The sequence below is a fragment of the Butyrivibrio sp. WCD3002 genome (assembly GCF_000424265.1).
Lineage (GTDB): Bacteria > Bacillota > Clostridia > Lachnospirales > Lachnospiraceae > Butyrivibrio.
Window position 1 is genome coordinate 222,067 of record NZ_AUJO01000003.1, and the last position, 21,874, is coordinate 243,940.

A 21,874-nucleotide genomic window follows, 5' to 3' on the forward strand; every position below is an offset into this window, starting at 1 on the left:
CCTTTACCGGACACTACTTCAAACCCTTCATAGTCTGTAGCTATTTTCCCCATCAGAATGCTATCGCATAACCAATTTCCGTGTAAATCATTCCATGGCTTCCCCTCTCGGATTTCATAAGGGAGATTCCCTTAACCCGCATAGTCTCAGCCTCGTCAAACTCAGGAAGAGGCGCACCCTTGATGCGATGTGCCTTTCTTACAAGCGTAATGTGAGGAAGGAACTTTTTTCTGTCAAAAGGAATCTCATTTTCTGTTAGTGCTGCCCTTAGCCTTTTAACGTAGGCCTTCAGGTTTTCATTCTCCTCAATATCCGCAAATATCATGTCCTTGAAAGGAGCGTATCCCTTAAGGGCAATGGAAAAGGACTTCATGGGCACACTTTTCACAACCTCAAGTACGCCCTCGGGGTCATCCCACTCTCCGATAAAAGCCAGTGTCATATGGAGGTTTTCAGGAGCCGTGTAATTTCCATCAACTCCGCAGCGCATCAGCTCGTCCTGAATATCTATAAGTGCATCCCTGAAATCTTCTTCAAAGTTAATTGCAATGAATAGTCTCATATTCCGCCCTCCATTTGCTTTTGCTACGACAGTGGCAAGTCAGTTATCACAACGTAAATACTATTTCCACTGTTACAACGAGTTAATTCTCAGTGTTCACTCTTTCGTCCGACACTATATGCTCAACTCCTGTGTGCTCTTTTTGCAAAAACTCCTTCATAAAACATGGAAATGCTCTGTAATTATCAAGCTCTGATATGGGAAGCCAGTGCATGGTTTCCTTTACTCCCTGCGTGTAGCTGTCACTTTTAAGCTCCTTTGTTCCCCTGGGCTTCATCATGAAATAGAATGCGATTTCATGACAATCCATCCCCTTTAGGGCTCCCTGATTCTCATTAAAAAAGTTTTCATGTATCACAGCAAGATGATCAATCTCATATTTTATTCCGGTCTCTTCATAGACTTCCCTGATGACAGCATCCTCTGCCGTCTCACCCATATGTACTGCGCCGCCTATGGAGTAAAAATAATTATCCTTCTCGTTCCCTGCAAATAAAACGCATCCGTCTTCTACAATTATCGCTGCGGCTCGATATCTGAACCACTTATTATCCTTTGTAAATCCGCAATTATATTCCATACTTCTCCTCTTTTCCGATCACTATTGCCTTCGAATTGTGGCCATGACCAATTTCTCTCGTACTTGCCACAGGAAGGTCCTTTGAAATATGCATCTTTAAAAGATCATATACAGACATGGTAAAATCTGCTTTTTCATAATCAGAAAAGGTACCAAGCAAAACTCCTGCCACCTGATCAAAGACGCCCATATCATCAAGCTGCGCAAATAACGTTGCTATCTGTCCCGATCCTCCGTCAAGGGATTCAAGAAACAATATCTTCCCCTTCATATCAGGAAAATATCTTGTTCCCGCAAGCTTTGTAAAGCAGCGGATATTTCCGCCGACAACTACGCCCTTCATGGCTTTCCCCTGTAGGAAGCTATATTCAATATCAAAAAGATCTTCATTTTTTCCTGAACGATAATCCCAAAAGCGCTGTCTTTGCATATCGGCATAAGACCATATCATATTTTTTACCTGATAAAGAACTGACTCATTTCCGGTCATTGTATATATAGCATTGATCACAGTTGTGAGATCACTATATCCCCAAAAGGTTTTCCCGGATTTTGCAATCACATCATACTCAAGATACTTAAGCACTCCATTAGCCAGATCGCCGCCGGAAATATCGTATATATCAGATATTTCATCATTCTCATAAAAACCCATGAGATCAGCAGCCCTTTCCTTATCAGTACCGCTAAAATCATCTACAGTCCTTATGATATGCTGTGCAGGCACCGCTTCTATTCCATTTTCCCTAAAAATATCTACAAGCTCTGTGATCTGTCCTTCCCACTCAGGAAGATGACCGCTAGAACATGCTGATAAACCTACTTTCATACTTTGCTCCTATATTAAGATGATAATTCATAAATCCAAATCTAATTTATAGTAAGGATGACTCATAATCATAATGATCTTGCTAAATGCCCAAGATCTCACTGAAACCGGTCTGACCAAGAATGTCGGATACAAGATCGTTCACACCTATGAGGCTGACTCCTTCTTTGCAACCCTTCTTCATGATCACCAGAACCCGCAGTCCGGCAGAGGAAATGTAATCCAGGGCATGGCAGTCAATCTGCACTTTTCTGATGACATCGGATGCACTACCTCAGCGCCCATGATTCTTCCCAACCTTTCTGCGGATACTTTTACCCCTCTGCAAACCCCAATTGTCGGTCTCATTTATAATAAAATTATAACAGAAAATTCTTCTGGTTAAGAAAAGACCAGATCATCTGACCTGGTCTTTTTGTTCTTGAACTTCAATTAGATTATCAACCGTAAATTTTCTTCATTCCTGCGTTAAAAGCTTTAACTGTTTTACCTGCTCGTTTTGCAGATTCCTTCACATCAAGAACTCCATCATGGATCAGATAATAGCTCAATTCTGCCTTTCTCAATGCCCTGTTCCATCCCTTTTTCTATGCCTTTTTCCTCTATCTCATCAAGAACCGTACACATATTAACACGCTACTGTTCTTTTGAAGACCCGCGCCACTATTTTGAGTAATATGCTTATTTTCTCTGCGCAGACCTTATGGTGAGAATCTCTCTAAAGTCGCTCAAATGGACTTTACGCCTCTATTTTAGGGGAATTTGCGATTTTCTCTGCTCAAAATCCGGTTTTATAGCATTTCAGAAAAATGCCGCGCCTCTATTTTGGCGATAATTGCGTTTTCCTCTGCGCAAAAAGGATTTGTCATACTTTTCAATGTTTGTCCGCACCTCTATTTTGATCAAAATCAACATTTTCTCTGCGCGAAAAGAATTAGAAATAGGAATAGATAGTTTGTATTATTTCCGAAAATAAGGTGATTACATAAGAGATCGGCAGCTTCTGGTTAGCTGAGCAGAAACATTTTTGAAAAAAGAGAATAAGACATTTCAAGTGCGGAAGATGGGGCGCTGCGTGCCAGTGGCACGCGTTTAGCGCCGACCGAGGCGTGTCCCCACACGCCGAGACCTTGAACCCTACTTGCGAAGCAAGTTGGTCCAAGTATACCCTTCCACAAGTGCGGAAGATGGGGTGAGCCGGAGAAAGAAAAAGGTCCAGTGGACCTTTTTCCCGGCGAACTGACCGACGCAGGCGCCCCGCGCCGAGGAGATTGAACCCAGCTTGCGCAGCAAGCTGGGTTCAAGGCCCCCTTCCGCACGAACGAAAAAGACCAGGTCATTCGACCTGGTCTTTTCATTCGTGCGGAAGAAGGGACTTGAACCCTCACGATGTAGCCATCACAAGATCCTTAGTCTTGCTCGTCTGCCAATTCCGACACTTCCGCATCTATCAAGTTTTCGCTGCCGCTGTATCAGCGACAGCTTCTATATAATATCAAATTCACAGAAATAGTCAACCCCTTTTTTCAAAAATCGTTAATTTATTTATTTCTGCACGATATTTGATAAAATCTCGGAAGTTTGACACCCAAAATCCTTGAAACCCAGTAATGGGTTATTTTTTTGCGCAAATTTCAAAATCTTGTATACCGTAATGCCGTATTGTGGTATAATAGAACTAGATATTGGGGAGGGTCTTAAGGTGAGATTAAACAAAGTCAAATCTAAAAATGCTGTTTCTTATTACATCATCAGATCGGTCAGAAGGGACGGTAAGAACTCATCAGAAATAGTCAAAAAGCTTGGCACTGAAAAATCCATCAGAGAAACATACGGCGTGGATGATGTAGATGCATGGGCTAAAGAGCAGCTTCGCATCATGAATGAAGAAGAGGCTGCTTCTGACCACAAAGTGTTGATTCCACTATCCACTGACAGGATTGTAGACACAGATGTACGGCTCTCATTCAATGCCGGTTACCTCTTCTTGCAGCAGATATATTATCAGCTTGGTCTTCCTTCCATCTGCAGGAAGATAAAGAAAGAGAATTCTTTCGAGTATGATCTCGATAACATACTCTCAAGACTTGTTTATGGAAGAATACTCTTCCCATCATCAAAGCTCTCCTGCTTTGAGCAGTCTGAGAAACTCATAGAGGAGCCTCAGTTTGACCTCCACCAGGTTTATCGTGCCCTTACCACGCTTTCTGAAAACTCAGACATGATACAGGCAGAGCTTTACAAACGTTCTAAGAAACTTGTAAAAAGAAATACCGGTGTCCTCTTCTATGACTGCACGAACTACTTCTTTGAAATGGAGCATGAAGGTGGATTGAAGCAGTATGGTCCCAGCAAAGAACACCGCCCCAATCCCATAGTACAGATGGGTCTTTTTATGGATAAGTCAGGGATACCACTTGCATTCTGTATCAATCCCGGCAACCAGAATGAGCAGTTATCTCTAAAGCCTTTGGAGCAGCAGATTATGCGGGACTTTGAACTCTCAAAATTCATCGTATGTACCGATGCAGGACTTTCTTCTGATGCAAACAGAAAGTTCAACAACTATGGTGAAAGAAGCTTCATAACCACCCAGTCGATAAAAAAACTCAAATCAGAACTGAAAGACTGGTGCCTTGATCCCACGGGATGGATGCTTGAAGACAGCAATAAAAAGCACGATATATCAGAGCTTGAAAACACTCCCGAGAACAGAAAAAAGATCTTCTATAAGCAGAAGCTGATCGAAGGATATGATGAAGAACGAGACATAACTTTCGACCAGACAATCATTGTGACCTATTCTCTTAAATACAAGGAGTATCAGCAGACTGTAAGAAACCGCCAGATAGAAAGAGCAAAAAAGCTTATTGAAAAGCCATCTTCAGCTGATAAGCGCTCACAGAATGATGCAAAGAGATTCATAAAGAAGACTCCATTTACAAACGACGGAGAGATCGCAAGCAGGGCAATGTATGAGCTTGACGAAACAGCCATCGCTGAGGAATCAAGGTACGACGGTTTCTATGCCGTATGCACCAACCTTGATGATGATCCTGCTGACATAGCAAAGATAAACCATGACAGATGGGAAATCGAGGAGTCATTCAGGATAATGAAATCCGAGTTTGAAGCAAGACCTGTATACCTACAGCGAGACGACAGGATTGAAGCTCACTTCCTCACATGCTTTATTGCTCTTATGATCTACAGAATACTGGAAAAGAAACTCGGAGATAGATACACCTGTGAAGAGATAATAAAAACTCTCAGAGAAATGGATATGAGAAAAGTTGGAGAACACGGATATATCCCAAGCTATACAAGAACACAGGTGACAGACTCACTACATGAAAATGCAGGGTTCAGAACTGACTATGAACTGATAACACCTAAGTCAATGGCAGGAATAATCAGAAGAACAAAAGGGTTATGACGGGTGGTCCGCCTGTCGGACACCCTTAGTTCATATCCGCTTGTCAAACAGTCCTCATGAGTCATATATCTGTCAAGGCCGTAGCCGCACAGCGGTGTTTCGCAGCCTTGACAGATATATGGCTCATGATAAAAAGGTAATCAAGCGGATATGAACTTAGGCCTGGCATAGATGCCCGGCTGCAACGTAGATTCAGAGGCTTGCCGGAGGCAAGGCTTCCTTTTCTAACAAGTTTACGCAGCATTACGCTTTTCACGAGATAAAAGCAAAGCCGTAACCCCAGGTGTATACTGGGATTGCGGCTTTTTAGGTGTCAAAGATGGGTATATAATATCAAATTCACAGAAATAGTCAACCCCTTTTTTCAAAAATCGTTAATTTATTTATTTCTGCACGATATTTGATAAAATCTCAACTTGCTATTTCCTTTTCATGGAGCTCCTGAATGTCCTCCATTGCTGAAAGCATAGGCTTTACATCCTTACCCTTGATCTTTCTGTCCACATAGTTCTGAGTTATTTTCATAACTGTTCCGCTAAGTGCAATTACACCGATAAGGTTGGGAATCGCCATCATTCCATTAAATGTATCTGACAGATCCCATGCCAGTGACAAATCCATGGTAGCACCAACAAAGATAAATACCACGAACACTACCTGATAGAACTTGATTGCCTTTGTACCAAAGAGATACTCAAAGCCCTTACTTCCATACTGGCTCCAGCCAAGTACTGTTGAGAAAGCAAAGAACAAAATTGCTATAGCGATAAATGCAGAACCTGCTTTTCCAAAAATAGTTGAAAATGCCTCAGCTACAAGAGCTGTAGAAACCTGATCGGAAAGAACAGTTCCTGTCTCAAGATCAACAAGTCCGCTTGAAAGAACTGCAAAAGCAGTAAGTGTACAAACGATGATTGTATCAGCAAATACTTCAAATATTCCCCACATACCCTGAATTACAGGCTCGCGAACATTTGAACTGGAATGAACCATAACTGAAGAACCAAGACCTGCCTCATTTGAGAACACGCCTCTCTTCATGCCCCACTGCAGTGCATATGCGATTCCGCTACCTACGATACCGCCACCTACAGCTTTAAGTCCGAATGCACCTTTAATTATTGAAGTAAATACTGCGCCAACCTGATTTATATTTGCAAAGAAAACAATAAGTGCTCCTACAAGATATATAACAGCCATGAAGGGAACAAGTCTCTCAGTAACAGCAGCGATTCTTTTAAGACCACCAACGATTACAAGACCTGCAATTATCATAAGGAATAATCCGGATGCCACAAAAGGAACCCCAAATGCAGAGTTCATGTTTACAGCAATTGAATTGATCTGGCTCATGTTTCCGATACCAAATGAAGCAAGAACGCAGAATACGCTGAAAAGAACAGCAAGTATAGCACCAATCTGCTTGCAGCCCTTCTTAGCTCCAAGACCATCTTTTAAGTAGTACATGGCACCGCCGCACCACTCATTTCTCTCATTTCTTCTGCGGTAATAGATACCAAGAACGTTCTCTGAAAAGTTGGTCATCATTCCGAAAAATGCAACGATCCACATCCAGAAAATAGCTCCCGGGCCACCAGCCACGATAGCTGCTGCCACACCTGCGATATTACCTGTTCCGATGGTAGCTGCAAGAGCAGTACAAAGACTCTGGAACTGGCTTATCTGAGTATCCTCTTTTCCGGTATGAGCCGTGACATGCTTATCCTTGAAAATACCACCGATGGTGTTTTTAACCCAGTGTTTAAAATGAGTTACCTGAAAAAGCTTGGTAAGCGCAGTCATCAAAATGCCCGTTCCTACAAGGAGTATGAGCATCGGCAATCCCCACACAAAACCATTCACCGCATTGTTGACGTTTTCTACTGTTTGAACCATAGAATCCTCCCCTTCCTGACACAAAAAACAAATTTTTAGAAATTATACATGAAATTACCCTGTGGCACAATAAAAAATATTCAAAAATAGTATTTTTATTCATTTTTTATGCACTGATTTGCATAAATAAAAAAACTGTCCACAATGATAGTATTCATGCACCCTTGCAGACAGTTTTATATTTACATTATTTAGTTTTCAAAATGAATAAATTACCGCTCAGCCTTCATAGGGAGTAACTGCAGGTCTCTTGTGCCAAAATACATGCTGTTTCTGATCATCCCTATTCTGTACAGGCTGATTACATAATACAGCGATTTTGTCACATTGACAAATCCAAATACTTCAACGAGTTCCTCCACCGTAGGCGGGTAGCCTTTTCTTCTTGTGTAGTTCCCAACAAATTCTGCAATGTAAGTATCGCTCGTTTTCATATGACGTCCTCTCCTTTGCAAGTCATGAAACCATCTTACATTCGAAATGTTTAAAAAATGTGAGCCAATTCTAAAAATTTTATAAACTATTATCTCTTCTATTTTTTCTTAAGGTTATCTGTATCTATCAGAATTGTTACCGGGCCGTCATTTACAGACTCAACCTTCATGTCGGCACCGAATTCTCCTGTCTGAACTTCGAAGCCCTTATTCCTGCATTCTGAGACCACCAGTTCATATAATGGCTCTGAGATAGCGGGCTTTGCTGCGTCGGTGAAACCGGGTCTTCTGGAAGAAACATCTGCATAAAGAGTGAACTGACTGACTATAAGAAGCTTTGCTCCCGCATCTGCAGGGCCGATATTCATCTTGCCGTTTTCATCCTCAAAAACACGAAGACCGCAAATACGATCCGCAACCTTTATGGCTTCTGCCTCAGTATCATCACTTCGTACACCCAAAAGAACAAGAAATCCGTTTCCGATTTCAGATACCTTTTTCCCATCTATCGTGACTGATGCTGATAAAACTCTTGTTACTACCGCTCTCATTTTGCTCCTTCCGTAAGTTCTGTTAAAAAGCTCTTAATGGCATCTGTAACTTTTTCAAGGCTGTTGTCGTAGCAATGTGTATCGCCCGGGATAAGAACCAGCTTGCAGTTTTTATAAAGCTTTGCAGCATCGATTGAATACTGTACAGGAACTGCCTCATCCTCGTCGCCATGAACGATAAGTACAGGTCCATCATATTTTTCTATAGCTTCTTCCACATGAAGTGTCTGGGCTGCGCGTATGTAGTTTCCGCTAAGGCTCCTGCCATCCCATGAAAAGAGCTCATCCGGAATATGATCAGGATCAAAAGGCTGTCCAAGAAGGTTACCTTTTCTTGCGCCCTCAAGGATTACCAGGGCCGGTGAAAGAGGAAGAAGTGCCTTGATCTTATCTCTCTCCATTCCTGCAAGGAGCATAGCCGTAAGTCCGCCCTGAGAATGACCTGCTACATAAATATCTGTCACAAAATCCAGAGTCTTTGCATAATCCATAACTGCCATTGCATTTGTAAGCCACTTATACAGTGTATGATTTTTGAATTCGCCGTCACTGTTACCATGTCCATACATTTCAACTCTGAGGGTAGCAAAGCCAACTTCATTCATAGCTTCCTGAGCTGCTATGATATGTCTCTCCTCCATGTGGCCTGTAAAGCCGTGAATTATGATGCAAAGCGGGCATTTCTCAGCGCCGTTTTTAGGCATATCGATTTTCGCATTAAGCCTTATTCCGTCGTCAGTAATATACATTTTCTGTCTCCTCCGTTTTAGTAAATTATTATCATGTGTATTTATAGCTTAAAGTCTTGCACACTCATAGGCTTCAAGTGGCTGCCCCATAAGTTCCATTATCTTCAGTTCATCCTCTGCATCCCTCACTGCGTTGTGGGTCTCGCAATAATTTGAGCCGTGGCCAAGCATCCTTAAAATCTCTTCCACGCCGTAGCCTCTCTTAAGTCTGCCTGTCTTGCAACACTCTGCGGTTGCAGGAATACTTTTATTATACTGCTTGTAAGCAGCAAGTCTCATAATGTCGAACCATTCAAAATCAGAAAGCTCCGGCATGTGACCATAGTCAAATCTGGCATTATAGGCAAAAATGGATCCTGCACCTTTTTCTCTAAGGTAATTGCCGATATCCCTCATCACCTTTTTCCTGTCACCCTTAAGCTGTGTGGCATCCTTGGCGATATAGAGGACACTGTCAAACATTCCTCCAACAAATATCTCAGGCTCTAGTATGTAATATCTTAGATCAATACACCTGAAGGTCTTTGCATCAGCAAGGGCAATTCCTATTGACATTACTTCATCATGCCAGTTGGTTTCTGTGTCGATAACTGCGATTACAGATGATGGTGTTTTCTTTTCTGCCTTTTTTGAAGACTTTGATGATGTATTTTTTATCATCTCCAGAAAATCCAGGGATTTGTTATAACTCATAAAACTCCTTAACAATAATTATTCAGTACATTTCATTTTAACACCTGCCGGGCATATTAGCATTTTTGCGCCAAATGGTATATTATATAACAATATTAAGTATATCCTTTCCGGGATAAAAATGGGGAGAATTTTAACATGATGGAAAAAAGAATTCGCGACAGATTAAAGAGGGTCGAAAAGCTCGAGACAGAACTTTTATCCGACGAAGAGATTCTTGCAGAGAAAAAAGAGATTCAAATGCTAATTGATGCCATTCATCAGGAACTGCTTAGAAGAATCATTATTATGGCAGCGCTCATTGTAGGACTTACGATATGTGTAGTTGGAATTCTGGCAAATCCTACACCGCTTAATCTGATTACGGTTCTGATCAGTATACTACTCCTTATTATCTCAATTCTTCAATACTGTCAGAAGTTCCATATACTTGGTGATTTGTTCAAAGCAGCAGACAAACTGAATGTGGAATAAAATGCATAAAAAGCTCTTGATATAATAAAATATCGTTGACAAAATGAAGCATAATAGATAGAATAACTATTGTTGTTTGCAGGAATGGCGGAATTGGCAGACGCGCACGGTTCAGGTCCGTGTGATAGCAATATCATGAGGGTTCAAGTCCCTTTTCCTGCATCAGTTTTCAACTAAAGCAACTGAACTTAATATGTTAAATGCGGAAGTGTCGGAATTGGCAGACGAGCAAGACTAAGGATCTTGTGATGTTTACATCGTGAGGGTTCAAGTCCCTTCTTCCGCACTGTAATACAAAAGATGGTCAGCATAAAGCTGACCATCTTTTGTATTACAGTGCGGAAGCGAACATTGAACCCTAGGTTCAATCTCCGCTTCGCTCCGGTCGTTGCTAAACGCGTGCCACAGGCACGCAGCAACCCATCTTCCGCTCTTGCAACGATTTAGCTAATATTGATTTTCCGCTGCTTCCCCCTATCCAATGAATTATTCACTTAATTCTGATCTTATCAGTTTTTTGATTGCATCATAGTTTTCTTCTGTTAGAGAGTGAAGAAATGCCATATTTTGCATTTTTTATATTCTACTACTTTCATTACGAAGGTATGACCACCCTGACATTTTGGTCTGTTGTGAAGCACTAATAGAGATATTTCAACAGGTTATGTAGCCCATTTTAGCCTGTTTGAAAGTTCTAATCGCACCATTTCAACAGATCAAATGCATTTTAGGTAACAAACCCCTAGAAAAATCAGGGGTTTTGAATCTGCAGCTTCCTGCGATTCGTCATTAGTCTTATTCATGAAAAGTTAAACTGCATGAAATTACCATTATGTTTAAATCCATATGATTCATACAACTTAACACCCATATCCGAAGCTGTGATATAGATTGTTCCGCAGCCATAGGCTTTTGCTTCATTTACAACTCTATCCAGGAGGTTTGTGGCAATTCCCACTCTCCTGTAATCGGGATCTGTATACATGCTTGATAAAATCCCCAGTTTACCTGATGGGCAGGCAAAGTATGGTGGTTTCTCTGCAAAAGACATTCCGCTTGTCCCAACAATTTTGTCCCCATCGAAGGCAAGCCATGAAACATAAGTGCCGGCAGCCATATTTCTTTTGTAAAAATCAAATAGAGCATCCTCAAGGTCTACGCCTTCCGGAACAGTCCTGCCCTGTGATGTGTATTCCTCCGTCAACTGGTCTATTCTCATTTTGACGATTCTGCTTAATTCGTTCTCAGTTAGTCTTTTATATACTATATCCCGTTCTGGCTTCATTGTGCTAATCTCCTTCTCATATTGAATATCTTTGAATCTGATTCGTTTCTTTACTATGATCAGCGTAAATTCACGTTTATCCGGATAACATCAAAATCTTGCCACCATCTCTTTAAAATGAAAGTGGCTCAATCATTCCTGCCGGTGCATGCTTCTGAACAGTCCTTGTAAGACTAAACAGCATGTATTTAGCATCACGTTCTGACATCTCATCTATAAACTTATGTAGCTTTTCATCATTCTTTTCCATCAAAATACTTGCAAACAATTCTGATCTGTTCATAGCTCTCCTCCACAAACTGCGATTATTATCTTACCTTTCATTCAATAATATCATCTCTGTGGAATTATGTGATATCCCACAAAAATAATGTTTAATCTTTTATTAAAAAAAATATAATAATATGCGTGGGATTTTTAATTAGTAATCATATATATATGTATGAAATAAAAAAGTTAACGGTTCAAAGTGCCGAATAATAAAATTTCAGGAGGATAAAATAATGCCTAAGCGTTATGCTGCAACAAATTTAGTAGAAGACATAGAGGAAGCAGACAGAAAGAAACTATGGGATACTGCCACATCAACCGATAAGGAAATACAGCGCGGCAATGGCTACCAAAACATAATCAAGGCCGGAAACCAATTATCTAAATACAAGGGCGAGATGTGTAGCCAGATGATCTATGACACCTTTGAGGGTGTGCCCGGAATGAGCGATGAGATTTCTGATCAGCTATCAACAAATATGCTGAATTATCTCCTTAAAAATGTGATCGTTGAGAAAGACGGCCAGAAGATGAATTATGCAGCCGCCTATGGAATACCTTTTGGAACTTCACGCGACTACAGTTATTTTGGTGACGGAAATGAGCAAAAATATATCAATTCAGTATTAGCACATATGGCTATCAATATGACAGATGGTGACCTGGCTCAAGGCAAGATCAAGATGTCTGTCATGATTAATAACGAAATGCATGAGATTATTCCGGCCACACCGGAGGTTATTAAGCAGAGAGAGCAAGAGCAGGCAGCCGCTGAAGCTGAGAAAGCTCAGAAGGAAAAAGAAGAAGCCATAAAGAGCGGCAAGATCAAAGAAGATCCCGCTGATAATCCGATGATCGAAGCCCTTGATCCTGATCAGAGATCTGCAGTTGCTGCTCTCAGGGATAGCCTTATGAAGAAAAAGAAGGCTCTCGAAGGTACCTATACAAACAGAAAAAGAGAGGACAACTCACCTGAGTACAATGCCATGAAGGACGCTCTTGACAATGCTGTCAAAGCCACAAACCTCAATAACGGCAATACCCTGAATGAACTTCTCTCAGCTTTATCAGAGGCTGACAGAACTGCCAAGGCCTATGAAAAAAAGGATAACATCACAAGAGGCTGGTCAATCGGTAATGGACACACCAGGCTTTCAAATTCCAGGAGTATACAGAAGGCTATCAGCTCCTTCAAGAAAAATCCTCATATTGGAGTAGTAAATGCCACTAATCTGGATGGTCTTATGAAACTTGAAGGTGTGGCAGATAAACATGAATCCAACAGGCACTCAAGAATCAGGCAGAACTCAACCAGCAAGCAGATTGCTACCGGAGAGAAAATCGAAGGTCCTGAAATAAAAAGCAGTAACATCATGAAATAATGAGCTAAGCAAAGAATTTGAGATTACATAATCATCAAGCTCTTTTTATCGATTCCTGTATCTGCTTTTTGTAAGATACAGGAATATCCTTAAGATCCTTTGGAATCGAGAGGATAATGCGAAGCATGATACTATTATGGAAAATATCTGCAGTGTTTCCGCCTCTTCTACAGCTTACTACTGACGCACCCACTTTCCTGTTTCGCTGCATTTTCCGCAGGAAATGCATCCTCGGATATCTTTTGTTCCCACTTGAATCAGCTCCGTCTCGATGCCTTCCTTCTCAAACACTTTGATCATTTCATCCAGTGCAGTCGCCGTACAACCGTGCTGGTGCGCGCTTCCATTCAGCAATAGTACCTTACTCATTTGGTCCACCTCCAATACTTTGTATATTACTTAATCTGACACTATCAAAAACCATTATTTGAGAAGGAACTTCTGCTGCTGTTAAAGCTTTTTCTTATGTCATCTTCCTTCATAGGATTAACTCTTTCTTTTGCATTGTCTTTTCGTTTGCTGCCGGTATTTTTATTCTGACTGACACCATGCTTATTTAGCATATCATTATAGGATAACGAATTAACAGGACCATCCTTTTTCATGCCTCTATCAATGATGATGGATCGTTCAAGACCAAGTTCTTTGCGCATATCAGCAAGGAGCTTTACAGAATCCTGCATTACGCCGATACGTCTCTTAGACTTCTCATCGGTTTTATTTGTAAATGCTCCATTCTCGGTCAGCTCCTTCCTATCCATCTTTCTGTTGAAATATGACTGAATATTCCGCTCCGCTTTTTCAATATCACTTCTCAATTGGTTCTTATCAATAACAAATCCTTCTTTGTGGAGCTCATAATTCTGTTTTAATTCTTTGATAGCAGTTACAGAATCATCATACTGTCCGCTTCCAAACCATACATTTTTCTGTGCTCCATCTGCTCTTCTGATAATGCTATCCAGCTCACTGATTCTTTCAGCCCCATTCTTAGAATCCGTTTTCTCTTCGCCTGCATTAGTAATGCCATTGATATTACCGGTATGCTCAATAATGCCATGCCTACTCAGACTGCTATAATCAATTTTGCTCTTGGTATCATTACTTATTTGACCCGGATTATTGACGGAATACTTTCTGTCAAGCTTTTCATGGAAACCTTGCTGACCGGGGCTTATCTTATTCGCTTCTTTATTCGAAATTAGTATACCCCTCTTTATTTCCGTCTGAAGATATAAATTGTTATCCAGCTCATCTACAAGAGACTCTCCATTATTGCCGGTCACTTCCATTAGTTTATTTATGGCCAGCATAATTTCACTTGAGCCTTTGATTCTTGCTTCAAGCCTACTGCTTTCAGACTCTTGATATTTAGGGTCTGTCTTTGCCTTTTCCGTTAAATATTGCTTAATGATATTTCTCTTCTCGGTAGCATTCAAGCCGGCAAAATCTTTATCTTTGATCTTGTTTCCTAATTCTTCTATTTTCTTCTGCCTATCGGCTTGTTCTTTTTCACGCTTTTCTGCTTCCCTTTTCCGGCGTTCTTCATTCTCTATCTTTTCGCGCTCTTCTCTCTCCTTACGTTCTTTTTCCCTGCGCTCTTCATTCTCCTTTAGTTCTTTTTCCCTAAGTTCTTCCCTCTCCTTGCGCTCTTTTTCCCTGCGCTCTTCTTCCAGGCGCTCTTTTTCCCTGCGCTCATTATCCTCTTTTTCCTTTTTATCACGCTGTGCTGCTTCTAACTTTTCGCGCTCTTCCTTTTCCTTCTTTTCGCGTTCCTCTCTCTCCTTACGCTCCGCTTCCCTCTTTTTTTCTTCTTCGGCTTCTTTTTTCTCCTGCTCTTCTCTCTCCTTGCGTGCTTCCTCTTCCTGCCTTTTTAGTTCTTCCTCTTCTTCTTTTCTTCTCTGTTCTTCTTTAATTCTGCGCTCTTCCCGCTCCTTTTCCTGCTGTTCTTCTCTTTTCCTGTTCTCAGCATCAGCTACTTCCTGCGCAGCTCTCTTATCGCGGGCAGCCTGAATTTTCTTTTGACGATTTTCACGCATCTGGGTGACCTGCCCCTTTTCAATGCCATCATCATATTCTCTGGCATTGATCTTACCCAAATCGATCATATCCTGAGTGCTTACTCTGTCTCTATAAGCCATCTTCATCCATATCGGATCCTGAAGCTCCTTAAGACATTCCTCACCTGATGTAACATACTGGGCAAGCCTGCGATATGAACTCCCAAGCATATGATGATTTATCTGTCTGTGCAAAGAAAAATCATCGCCTTGACCGATTATCTGAATTCCCTGAAAATACAGATAATCTGCAAATAGCTGCATCTTCTCATCAACTTTCATTTTTTCAAAAGCCGCCTGATCTTTCATTTTGCTTTCCAGCGACTCTAACATTTCGGTAGGATTTTTTCCCTGTACACTAGTAAAATTTGCCATATCCTTCTCCTCATAAAAAAACAATGTCAACAGTGAAAAATTCTATTTACCTTTATATATGAATTATGAAACAAAACACCATTCAATATCTATTAAGAAAGTATAAAAACTCCCGAACCCACATTTTTCTGTGAGTCAGGGAGTTTGAACCATCCTATTTATTTTCGCCGTAATACTTAAAGCACATCATCGTCATATCATCAAACTGAGAGGTTACACCGACGAATTCTTCCACATTCTTTTTAACATTTGTAAGTAGCTGTTTGGCGTCTGCATCAGGCTCGATATTAAGAGCATCAAGAAGTCTCTTAGTTCCATAGAGATCATCAGCTACATTTGTCGCTTCCACTACACCATCCGTATAGACGAATATTGAATCACCGGGCATAATCTGAAATTCATGCTCTTCAAACTTTGTCTCAGGAAATACCGCAACTGCCAGAGAGTGCTTGTATTCCTTAAAGCTGTATTGTCCGCCCTCATGCTTTATCGCCGGATGCTCATGACCTGCATTAGATGCAATTCCTTTTCCTGTGGACAGCTCAATGATACACAGCCACACAGTCACAAACATATCCGAATCGTTACCTTCACAGAGCTGATTGTTTACATCATACAGTATTTGGGCGGGAGACATCTTCTCATCCATCATACTTCTGTTTTTAATAAGGGTCTTCGCAATAACCATGAAAAGCGCTGCAGGTACACCTTTTCCGGATACATCCGCCATAACCATTGCTATATGATCATCATCTATAAGAAAAAAATCATAAAAGTCACCGCCCACTTCCTTGGCGGGAGACATTGTAGCATAGATATCAAAAGCATCTCTGTCGGGAAAAGGAGGAAAAATACTAGGCAGCATATCAGCCTGAATTCTTGTTGCCACGTTCAGCTCAGCTCCGATTCGCTCCCTCTCTGCGGTAATGCTCTTAATATCATCGATATAGTTGATGATCTCCTTTTCCATATCATGGACGGATTTTGCCAGATCCTCAATTTCATCACCGGACTTTATTTTATTAAGAGAATCATCTGCCTGTGCGCTGCCTTTAGCAAATTTCCCGACGCTGTCTCTTATCAGCATTATGGGATCAATAAAGTTTTTACGCATGACTATCCAGTTCAAGACGCAGAAAATCACAAGCAAAACAAGCGTAATAACCGTAATGTTAAAAACATATTTCAGAAGAGTGGATATGATCACATCCATATATGTATCAACAAATAAAAGAGCAGCCACCTGTCCGGTACTGTCCTTAACAGGAAGACAGCTCGATGTGAGATATCCGTATTTTTTGGATCTTCTAACAAGATAGCTTGATGGTCTCTCCCCCTCGGTATACGCAGTCCATATCTCTTCAAAGGATGCCGCGATTGGATCCATATCTCCGATAAAGGTATCAGAATCGTAGACATATCTCATGGTCTTATCTTCATAAGGAACAGCTATATAGATAAAAGCAGCACCCGAATATTCTTCTATTCTTCGAAGGTACTCTTCCATCCAATGGTAATAATCATCCGCCTCCCAGGTTCTGGTATACTCGGCAATCTTGTCATGATCGATTTCATTCAGGATAATATTTGCCAGCACATATCCCCTGTCGTTGTACATTTTCTCGATGGCCCTGTCAAAAATCCAGGTACCTGCTGTGCAGGTAAGAGCCCCAAAGAAAAGCGTAAAAACCACGATTCCGGCGATGGCCTTTTTATTAATATTCCATTTGATTTTCATTACGAATGCTACCCCTCAAAAGCTTTATAGATTTATAATATCAGACATTTATAGGTTTTGTTACGATTTTTTATTGACATACTACGACAGTCGTATTATATTTACTATGACAGTCGTAGTAACGATGGTCGTAGTAATACCAAATAGCAACATAAACCGCAAATAATCGCATTTCTACAAAAGGGATAGATCATGCAGGAAATCAGCAGTGATGTTATTCGCGGGTATAACGACACCATAATCTTATTTTTTCTGATAAAAGAACCATCTTATGGTTACGAAATATCCAAGAATATCAAAACTCTCTCCGACAACAAATATCTGATAAAAGAAACCACGCTCTATTCTGCTTTTACCAGGCTTGAGAAAAACGGATATATAACATCCTTCAGTCAGGAAGCTGAAAATGGCAAGCGAAGGACTTACTACAGGATAACGGATTCAGGGAAGAGTTATTACAAAGAAAAATGTGAAGAATGGCAATTGACCAAAGATGTAATCGAACGATTCATATCGGATGCACAATAGGGAAAGGGGTTCATATATATGGAGACAATAAAAAATTATTTAGAGACAATGTTTACAAATTTTCCTGACACCATGGAGATAAGGAAGGCTAAATCTGAGCTTTTATCTATGTCAGAGGATAAGTACAACGAACTCATATCAACGGGGATGCCCAAAAACGAGGTTATAGGAACAATAATAAGTGAACTTGGAACACCCGAAGAGCTGGCAGAGAGCCTCAGCCTTCGTACTACGAAGCAGCCGGAAAAGCCGGTAGGTATAGTGGAAACAAACACTGTATACAGACGTCTTGTATCTTTTGATGAAGCAGCTGACTACGTTGGTGACTGTGCCCTGTCCAAAATGATTCTGGCACTCGGAATACTGTTTTGCATAATATCACCTGCAGGCCCTGTTATTGGTGAGAGCTTCCGTTATATATTTGGAAACAACTCCTTCTCTGAGATGCTTGGAGGACTTGGCGTTGGATTTCTTTTCCTGTCAACCGCAATAGGCGTCGGACTTATCATTCTCTCCGGCCATAAAATGAAGGAATGGAAATTTCTTAAAAGAGAGCTTTGCGCAGTAGATGGAGAAACCGAGAACTTCCTTAAAAACAAGCTTGAACAGTCCCGCCTCAAAAAGACCTTTTCACTGGTTGTGGGAATCGGCCTTTGCATTATAAGTGTAGTACCTGTCAGCGTATTTGGTTCAATGTCCGCTCACTTATTCTTAACTGCAGGCCTTGGCCCCGCTATGATCTTCAACCTTACAGGTCTTGGAGTTTACTTTATTATAACTGCCGGAAGCAAAACCCATGCCTATGAGCACCTGCTTTCACTTAACAACAAAATGGCGGCATAACTGAAAAGTCAGTTTTCCGAAAAAACATCGCATATCATTTGATTTACACGGTTACTGGATGCTACGCCCTGCTCAGTGAACAAATCCTCTGAGTCAGGGGTACATTCGCCGCAAACATCAACCGCAAGTATTCTGCCCTCGAACCTGTTTTTCAGGTCTTCCAGGGCCTTTTTTAATTCATCTATGGTCATCTCGCCCTGATCCCAGTTGGTTGCAAGCTCATCCCGGGAAATCACATCCTTATCTACCGATATATAGACTTTCCTGACGGTCTCTTCATCTGCCCGGGAATCTGCACCGTTACCATCTGATGCCTCGTTATTATTTCCTCTGGCAGCCCAAAAAGACTCCATATCCCGCAAAAAGGTCACTCTGTTCTCATACTCCGGATGTTCATCCTGAACTTCTTTTATGAGTTTTTCATCAGCGCCTATGATATACACATTTCTGAGCGAACTGATATCCTTAAGGGCATTCAAAACCCAGCTTCCGCAGGATAAAATCTCACCATAGGATGTCCACTTCATATCCGGGTGGTGATCAAACATTACGAGGTCAAATTCCGGAAGCTTTTCCATTTCATTCATTACATCCATCAAAACCTTGGACATGTAATGATAATTCCCCGAGTCAAAAAAACGAATATATGGCAGCTTATCAAGCTCCACGAGTCTTTCCTTTATTTTTTCCCATGCAAAATCGTCACAGATACAGTTGGTCCCTGTGACATCATTTAAACGCAAAAGAGAACGAGGGTCTCCTTCTGCATGAAAAGTAAATCCCTCGTTCTCATAAATTCCTGTGAAATCAATTATCAGCATATCATATCTCTAAGGTGTAACAATGCATCCTCTTTGATAATGCATTTACCTGTCTCCTCAACATGTGTCTGTTCTGCAGAATTCATCACAAGATCGTCTGCATACTCAAGTCCGCTTCTTCTAAGATCATATACTGTATTCTCATTGTCAGGCTCAAGCACAAAGGTCAGATAGTAGGAATCATTCTCTTTGTAAAGCTTTGACGCTGTAATGGGCAGACTAAATGCAATTTTGGAAAAGCGTGCAGCAGAATTGATATCGGAAAACTTCGCCATGTAGCGCTCAGTATTAACGATGTGCTTAGCAATAGCCTCGATCTCAGGCTCCTGAACCTCATCCTGATCATAAATCTGCTCGATAAGCTCAGATACCTGGCCTATCATCTCATTAAGAGCCTGTCCCTTCTCCATACCGGTCTTACGCTTGATCGCATCAACTCTCTCCTGGGTCATCTCTCTGAGAATCGCCTCTGCCGAGCCGCGGATCCTGTCTGCGGATTTCTGGATATCTTCATTGGACATCTTAATTGCAAAAATGCGGACACTTCCGTCCATCATCATGTTCTTGCTCATCATTAGAACTTCTGTTTCGGGATTAAATCCCAGCTGTTCACCAACTTCCCTGTTCAGCTGTGCCATGAAAGGTACGGTTTTCTTCTCACCATTCATGATTGCTTCAGGGGTGAGGCCGATTTCACGAAGTTCTGATGCAGCAATACTGCATTCAACTGTAGTATTGTTCATTTTAACGATTACCATATAGCCTCATCTCCTTCCTGCGTATAGCTAAAAATGATATGCTAATGATTATATCCCCTTTTGTTAGCACTGTCTAGTACCGAGTGCTAATTGTCGCAATATTCACTTTTCCTATACTTATTGTACTATATATTTCGGTCTATGTCCCCTATTTTATTACACATTTTCTGTACGATTATTTATAAATATAAAACCCGAAATAAGGTTTTTTTGTTAAAAAAGATCTTATTCCGGGTTTATTATCAATGTTCAATTTTGCAGGTTTTATCAGCGTTTCAGCTGTCTAAGCTCATCGAGCAGAGTGTCTGTGACAGTAATAACGCGACTGTTTGCCTGGAAACCACGCTGGGTGGTGATCATATCCGTAAACTCTGTGGAAAGATCCACATTACTCATCTCAAGGGTTCCGGATGTCATGTATCCGCCGTCATCTGTGACGAACATGAGCTGTGCGGCACCTGAGTTTCCGGTTGCGGAATAGAGGTTTTCACCTTCCTTCGCAAGACCTGTAACGTTGGCAAACTCTGCAACTACTATCTTACCTGCAAATCTGGTCTGTCCATTACTGTAATATCTTGTGATAGTACCATCCTGACCTATTGAAAAGTTCTTCATCATTCCTTCAGGATAGCCCTCGTAGTTACCTTCAATATCACCTCTGTGAGCTTCAAGACTTGAGCTTGTTGCTCCGTTTAACGGTGCATAATTGGTTGTACCTGAAAAGTCCAGTGTGATGGTTCCTGCTGCCGCTGCATCGCCAAGGAAGGTGAGCTCAACCTGTCCGTTGGCTGCACCGTTTGCTGATACAAACTTTCCTGTTGCAGGATCATAGTTAAGGGCAACACTCATATCTTCAGGAATACCGCCTTCTATACGTTTGTGGTTTTCATCATAGATAGCAGTAAGATTAGCCTGATATGTAGTATCATTGTCATCTCCCGCATTGGTAAACTGGAATCTTGCAGTATAGGTCTTGCCGTCAGTTCCATAGAACTCAAGATTCAGTGTACGTCCGTTTTCTGAAGCAAGCAGATTATCTGTTCTGCTTATATTTCCTGTAATTCTTGCATAGGTCGTAGCCTGTCCTGCAAGATTTATGAGATTTCCGTCATCATCAAGAGGAAGCACCTGTATTCTTTCAGTATTTGTGGCGTCTCCGCCTTCCTGTGTGATGCCTCTTACATAATATCCATTGGATCTTGTAACCAGATATCCGTTGGCATCAACGGAAAATGAACCATCTCTTGTGTAGTTCATCTGTCCGCTGGCATTTTCTACCATAAAGAAGGAATCGCCGGTGATACTTACATCCAGTGCATTATCTGTGGTCTGGATTGATCCCTGTTTTCCTACATTTGTCATTATGGCACCGGTTCTTACACCAAGACCTACCTGTCTTGCATTGGTTCCGCCTCTTACAGCTGAAGCGCCGTTTGCTCTTCTGCTTGTCTGATATAACAGATCACCAAAGGTGGTCTGCTGCGATTTATAAGATGTAGTATTTACGTTAGCAACATTGTTACCTATTACGTCCATCTTCTGCTGATGTGTCTTAAGTCCTGCTACTCCTGACCATAATGATCTAACCATATACTCACCGCTTTCCATGA

25 protein-coding genes and 3 tRNA genes are annotated in these 21,874 nt (G+C 41.2%); 7 read left to right on the forward strand and 21 right to left on the reverse strand.

The window, feature by feature from the left end:
- Positions 1-52: 52 nt before the first annotated feature.
- The 7 genes from thpR to G608_RS0106350 all read right to left on the reverse strand — a co-directional run bounded on the left by thpR (position 53) and on the right by G608_RS0106350 (position 3,416).
- Positions 53-562, reverse strand: a complete 510-nt coding sequence (thpR, locus tag G608_RS0106325; protein WP_026495331.1) for an RNA 2',3'-cyclic phosphodiesterase — start codon at positions 560-562, stop codon at positions 53-55.
- Positions 563-644: 82 nt separating this feature from the next.
- Complete coding sequence (locus tag G608_RS0106330; RefSeq protein ID WP_026495332.1) at positions 645-1,142, reverse strand: NUDIX hydrolase; 498 nt, start codon at positions 1,140-1,142, stop codon at positions 645-647.
- Positions 1,132-1,971: an LD-carboxypeptidase gene (locus G608_RS0106335; RefSeq protein WP_026495333.1), complete on the reverse strand. Its 840-nt coding sequence runs from the start codon at positions 1,969-1,971 to the stop codon at positions 1,132-1,134. Before G608_RS0106335 ends, G608_RS0106330 begins: the two co-directional genes overlap by 11 nt.
- Positions 1,972-2,053: 82 nt before the next feature.
- On the reverse strand, positions 2,054-2,218 hold the full coding sequence (locus G608_RS24545) for an STAS domain-containing protein (protein ID WP_196810148.1): 165 nt from the start codon (positions 2,216-2,218) through the stop codon (positions 2,054-2,056).
- Entirely contained in the window at positions 2,158-2,319 is a 162-nt protein-coding gene (locus tag G608_RS23745; protein WP_207637684.1) for a hypothetical protein, read from the reverse strand. The genes G608_RS24545 and G608_RS23745 overlap by 61 nt, the downstream gene beginning before the upstream one ends.
- 92 nt (positions 2,320-2,411) lie before the next feature.
- Positions 2,412-2,537: a hypothetical protein gene (locus G608_RS24115; RefSeq protein ID WP_255345317.1), complete on the reverse strand. Its 126-nt coding sequence runs from the start codon at positions 2,535-2,537 to the stop codon at positions 2,412-2,414.
- A 795-nt stretch (positions 2,538-3,332) separates the two neighbouring features.
- Positions 3,333-3,416: transfer RNA gene (locus G608_RS0106350), tRNA-Leu, on the reverse strand.
- A 257-nt stretch (positions 3,417-3,673) separates the two neighbouring features.
- Here G608_RS0106350 and G608_RS0106355 point away from each other — a divergent pair.
- On the forward strand, positions 3,674-5,407 hold the full coding sequence (locus G608_RS0106355) for an IS1634 family transposase (RefSeq protein ID WP_026495335.1): 1,734 nt from the start codon (positions 3,674-3,676) through the stop codon (positions 5,405-5,407).
- Between the two features lie 411 nt (positions 5,408-5,818).
- Here the strand turns inward: G608_RS0106355 and G608_RS0106360 are convergent, their stop codons facing one another.
- The 5 genes from G608_RS0106360 to G608_RS0106380 form a co-directional block, all read right to left on the reverse strand.
- Positions 5,819-7,303 (reverse strand): alanine/glycine:cation symporter family protein, encoded by a 1,485-nt coding sequence (locus G608_RS0106360; protein ID WP_026495336.1) that lies wholly within the window; start codon positions 7,301-7,303, stop codon positions 5,819-5,821.
- 212 nt (positions 7,304-7,515) lie between these two features.
- On the reverse strand, positions 7,516-7,737 hold the full coding sequence (locus tag G608_RS0106365; protein ID WP_026495337.1) for a hypothetical protein: 222 nt from the start codon (positions 7,735-7,737) through the stop codon (positions 7,516-7,518).
- Positions 7,738-7,835: 98 nt separating this feature from the next.
- Positions 7,836-8,288: a D-aminoacyl-tRNA deacylase gene (gene dtd, locus G608_RS0106370; protein ID WP_026495338.1), complete on the reverse strand. Its 453-nt coding sequence runs from the start codon at positions 8,286-8,288 to the stop codon at positions 7,836-7,838.
- On the reverse strand, positions 8,285-9,037 hold the full coding sequence (locus tag G608_RS0106375) for an alpha/beta hydrolase (protein WP_026495339.1): 753 nt from the start codon (positions 9,035-9,037) through the stop codon (positions 8,285-8,287). The genes dtd and G608_RS0106375 overlap by 4 nt, the downstream gene beginning before the upstream one ends.
- Before the next feature lie 48 nt (positions 9,038-9,085).
- Complete coding sequence (locus G608_RS0106380) at positions 9,086-9,730, reverse strand: hypothetical protein (protein ID WP_242829348.1); 645 nt, start codon at positions 9,728-9,730, stop codon at positions 9,086-9,088.
- Between the two features lie 138 nt (positions 9,731-9,868).
- Between G608_RS0106380 and G608_RS0106385 the strand changes: the two genes are divergently transcribed.
- The 3 genes from G608_RS0106385 (at position 9,869) to G608_RS0106395 (ending at position 10,490) form a co-directional block, all read left to right on the forward strand.
- Positions 9,869-10,204, forward strand: coding sequence for a hypothetical protein (locus G608_RS0106385; protein WP_026495341.1), 336 nt, complete (start codon positions 9,869-9,871; stop codon positions 10,202-10,204).
- Positions 10,205-10,282: 78 nt separating this feature from the next.
- Positions 10,283-10,366: transfer RNA gene (locus tag G608_RS0106390), tRNA-Leu, on the forward strand.
- Positions 10,367-10,406: 40 nt separating this feature from the next.
- Positions 10,407-10,490: transfer RNA gene (locus tag G608_RS0106395), tRNA-Leu, on the forward strand.
- Between the two features lie 513 nt (positions 10,491-11,003).
- Here G608_RS0106395 and G608_RS0106400 read toward each other — a convergent pair.
- Both G608_RS0106400 and G608_RS23185 read right to left on the reverse strand, forming a co-directional pair.
- Positions 11,004-11,489, reverse strand: coding sequence for a GNAT family N-acetyltransferase (locus tag G608_RS0106400; protein WP_035794851.1), 486 nt, complete (start codon positions 11,487-11,489; stop codon positions 11,004-11,006).
- 112 nt (positions 11,490-11,601) lie between these two features.
- A complete protein-coding gene (locus tag G608_RS23185) occupies positions 11,602-11,772 on the reverse strand; it encodes a hypothetical protein (RefSeq protein ID WP_155833231.1) in 171 nt (56 codons plus the stop codon).
- Between the two features lie 220 nt (positions 11,773-11,992).
- Between G608_RS23185 and G608_RS0106410 the strand changes: the two genes are divergently transcribed.
- Positions 11,993-13,141, forward strand: a complete 1,149-nt coding sequence (locus G608_RS0106410; protein WP_026495343.1) for a hypothetical protein — start codon at positions 11,993-11,995, stop codon at positions 13,139-13,141.
- A gap of 34 nt (positions 13,142-13,175) precedes the next feature.
- On the opposite strand, the gene G608_RS23560 is transcribed toward G608_RS0106410, so the two are convergent.
- The 4 genes from G608_RS23560 to G608_RS20175 all read right to left on the reverse strand — a co-directional run bounded on the left by G608_RS23560 (position 13,176) and on the right by G608_RS20175 (position 17,314).
- Positions 13,176-13,352 (reverse strand): hypothetical protein, encoded by a 177-nt coding sequence (locus G608_RS23560; RefSeq protein WP_207637685.1) that lies wholly within the window; start codon positions 13,350-13,352, stop codon positions 13,176-13,178.
- On the reverse strand, positions 13,319-13,510 hold the full coding sequence (locus tag G608_RS0106415; protein WP_026495344.1) for a flavodoxin family protein: 192 nt from the start codon (positions 13,508-13,510) through the stop codon (positions 13,319-13,321). The genes G608_RS23560 and G608_RS0106415 overlap by 34 nt, the downstream gene beginning before the upstream one ends.
- Positions 13,511-13,554: 44 nt before the next feature.
- Positions 13,555-15,576, reverse strand: a complete 2,022-nt coding sequence (locus G608_RS20170) for a hypothetical protein (RefSeq protein WP_035794853.1) — start codon at positions 15,574-15,576, stop codon at positions 13,555-13,557.
- Positions 15,577-15,730: 154 nt separating this feature from the next.
- Complete coding sequence (locus G608_RS20175; RefSeq protein WP_051208933.1) at positions 15,731-17,314, reverse strand: SpoIIE family protein phosphatase; 1,584 nt, start codon at positions 17,312-17,314, stop codon at positions 15,731-15,733.
- 192 nt (positions 17,315-17,506) lie between these two features.
- Between G608_RS20175 and G608_RS0106430 the strand changes: the two genes are divergently transcribed.
- Positions 17,507-17,842 (forward strand): PadR family transcriptional regulator, encoded by a 336-nt coding sequence (locus G608_RS0106430; protein WP_026495345.1) that lies wholly within the window; start codon positions 17,507-17,509, stop codon positions 17,840-17,842.
- A gap of 18 nt (positions 17,843-17,860) precedes the next feature.
- Positions 17,861-18,685, forward strand: a complete 825-nt coding sequence (locus G608_RS0106435) for a hypothetical protein (protein WP_026495346.1) — start codon at positions 17,861-17,863, stop codon at positions 18,683-18,685.
- A gap of 8 nt (positions 18,686-18,693) precedes the next feature.
- On the opposite strand, the gene G608_RS0106440 is transcribed toward G608_RS0106435, so the two are convergent.
- The 3 genes from G608_RS0106440 to G608_RS22295 all read right to left on the reverse strand — a co-directional run bounded on the left by G608_RS0106440 (position 18,694) and on the right by G608_RS22295 (position 21,854).
- Positions 18,694-19,506, reverse strand: a complete 813-nt coding sequence (locus tag G608_RS0106440; RefSeq protein ID WP_026495347.1) for a hypothetical protein — start codon at positions 19,504-19,506, stop codon at positions 18,694-18,696.
- Positions 19,500-20,264: an adaptor protein MecA gene (locus G608_RS0106445; protein ID WP_026495348.1), complete on the reverse strand. Its 765-nt coding sequence runs from the start codon at positions 20,262-20,264 to the stop codon at positions 19,500-19,502. Before G608_RS0106445 ends, G608_RS0106440 begins: the two co-directional genes overlap by 7 nt.
- Positions 20,265-20,531: 267 nt before the next feature.
- Positions 20,532-21,854 carry a flagellar hook protein FlgE gene (locus tag G608_RS22295; RefSeq protein WP_051208935.1) on the reverse strand — a complete coding sequence of 441 codons (1,323 nt, stop codon included), beginning with the start codon at positions 21,852-21,854 and terminating at the stop codon, positions 20,532-20,534.
- Positions 21,855-21,874 lie beyond the last annotated feature (20 nt).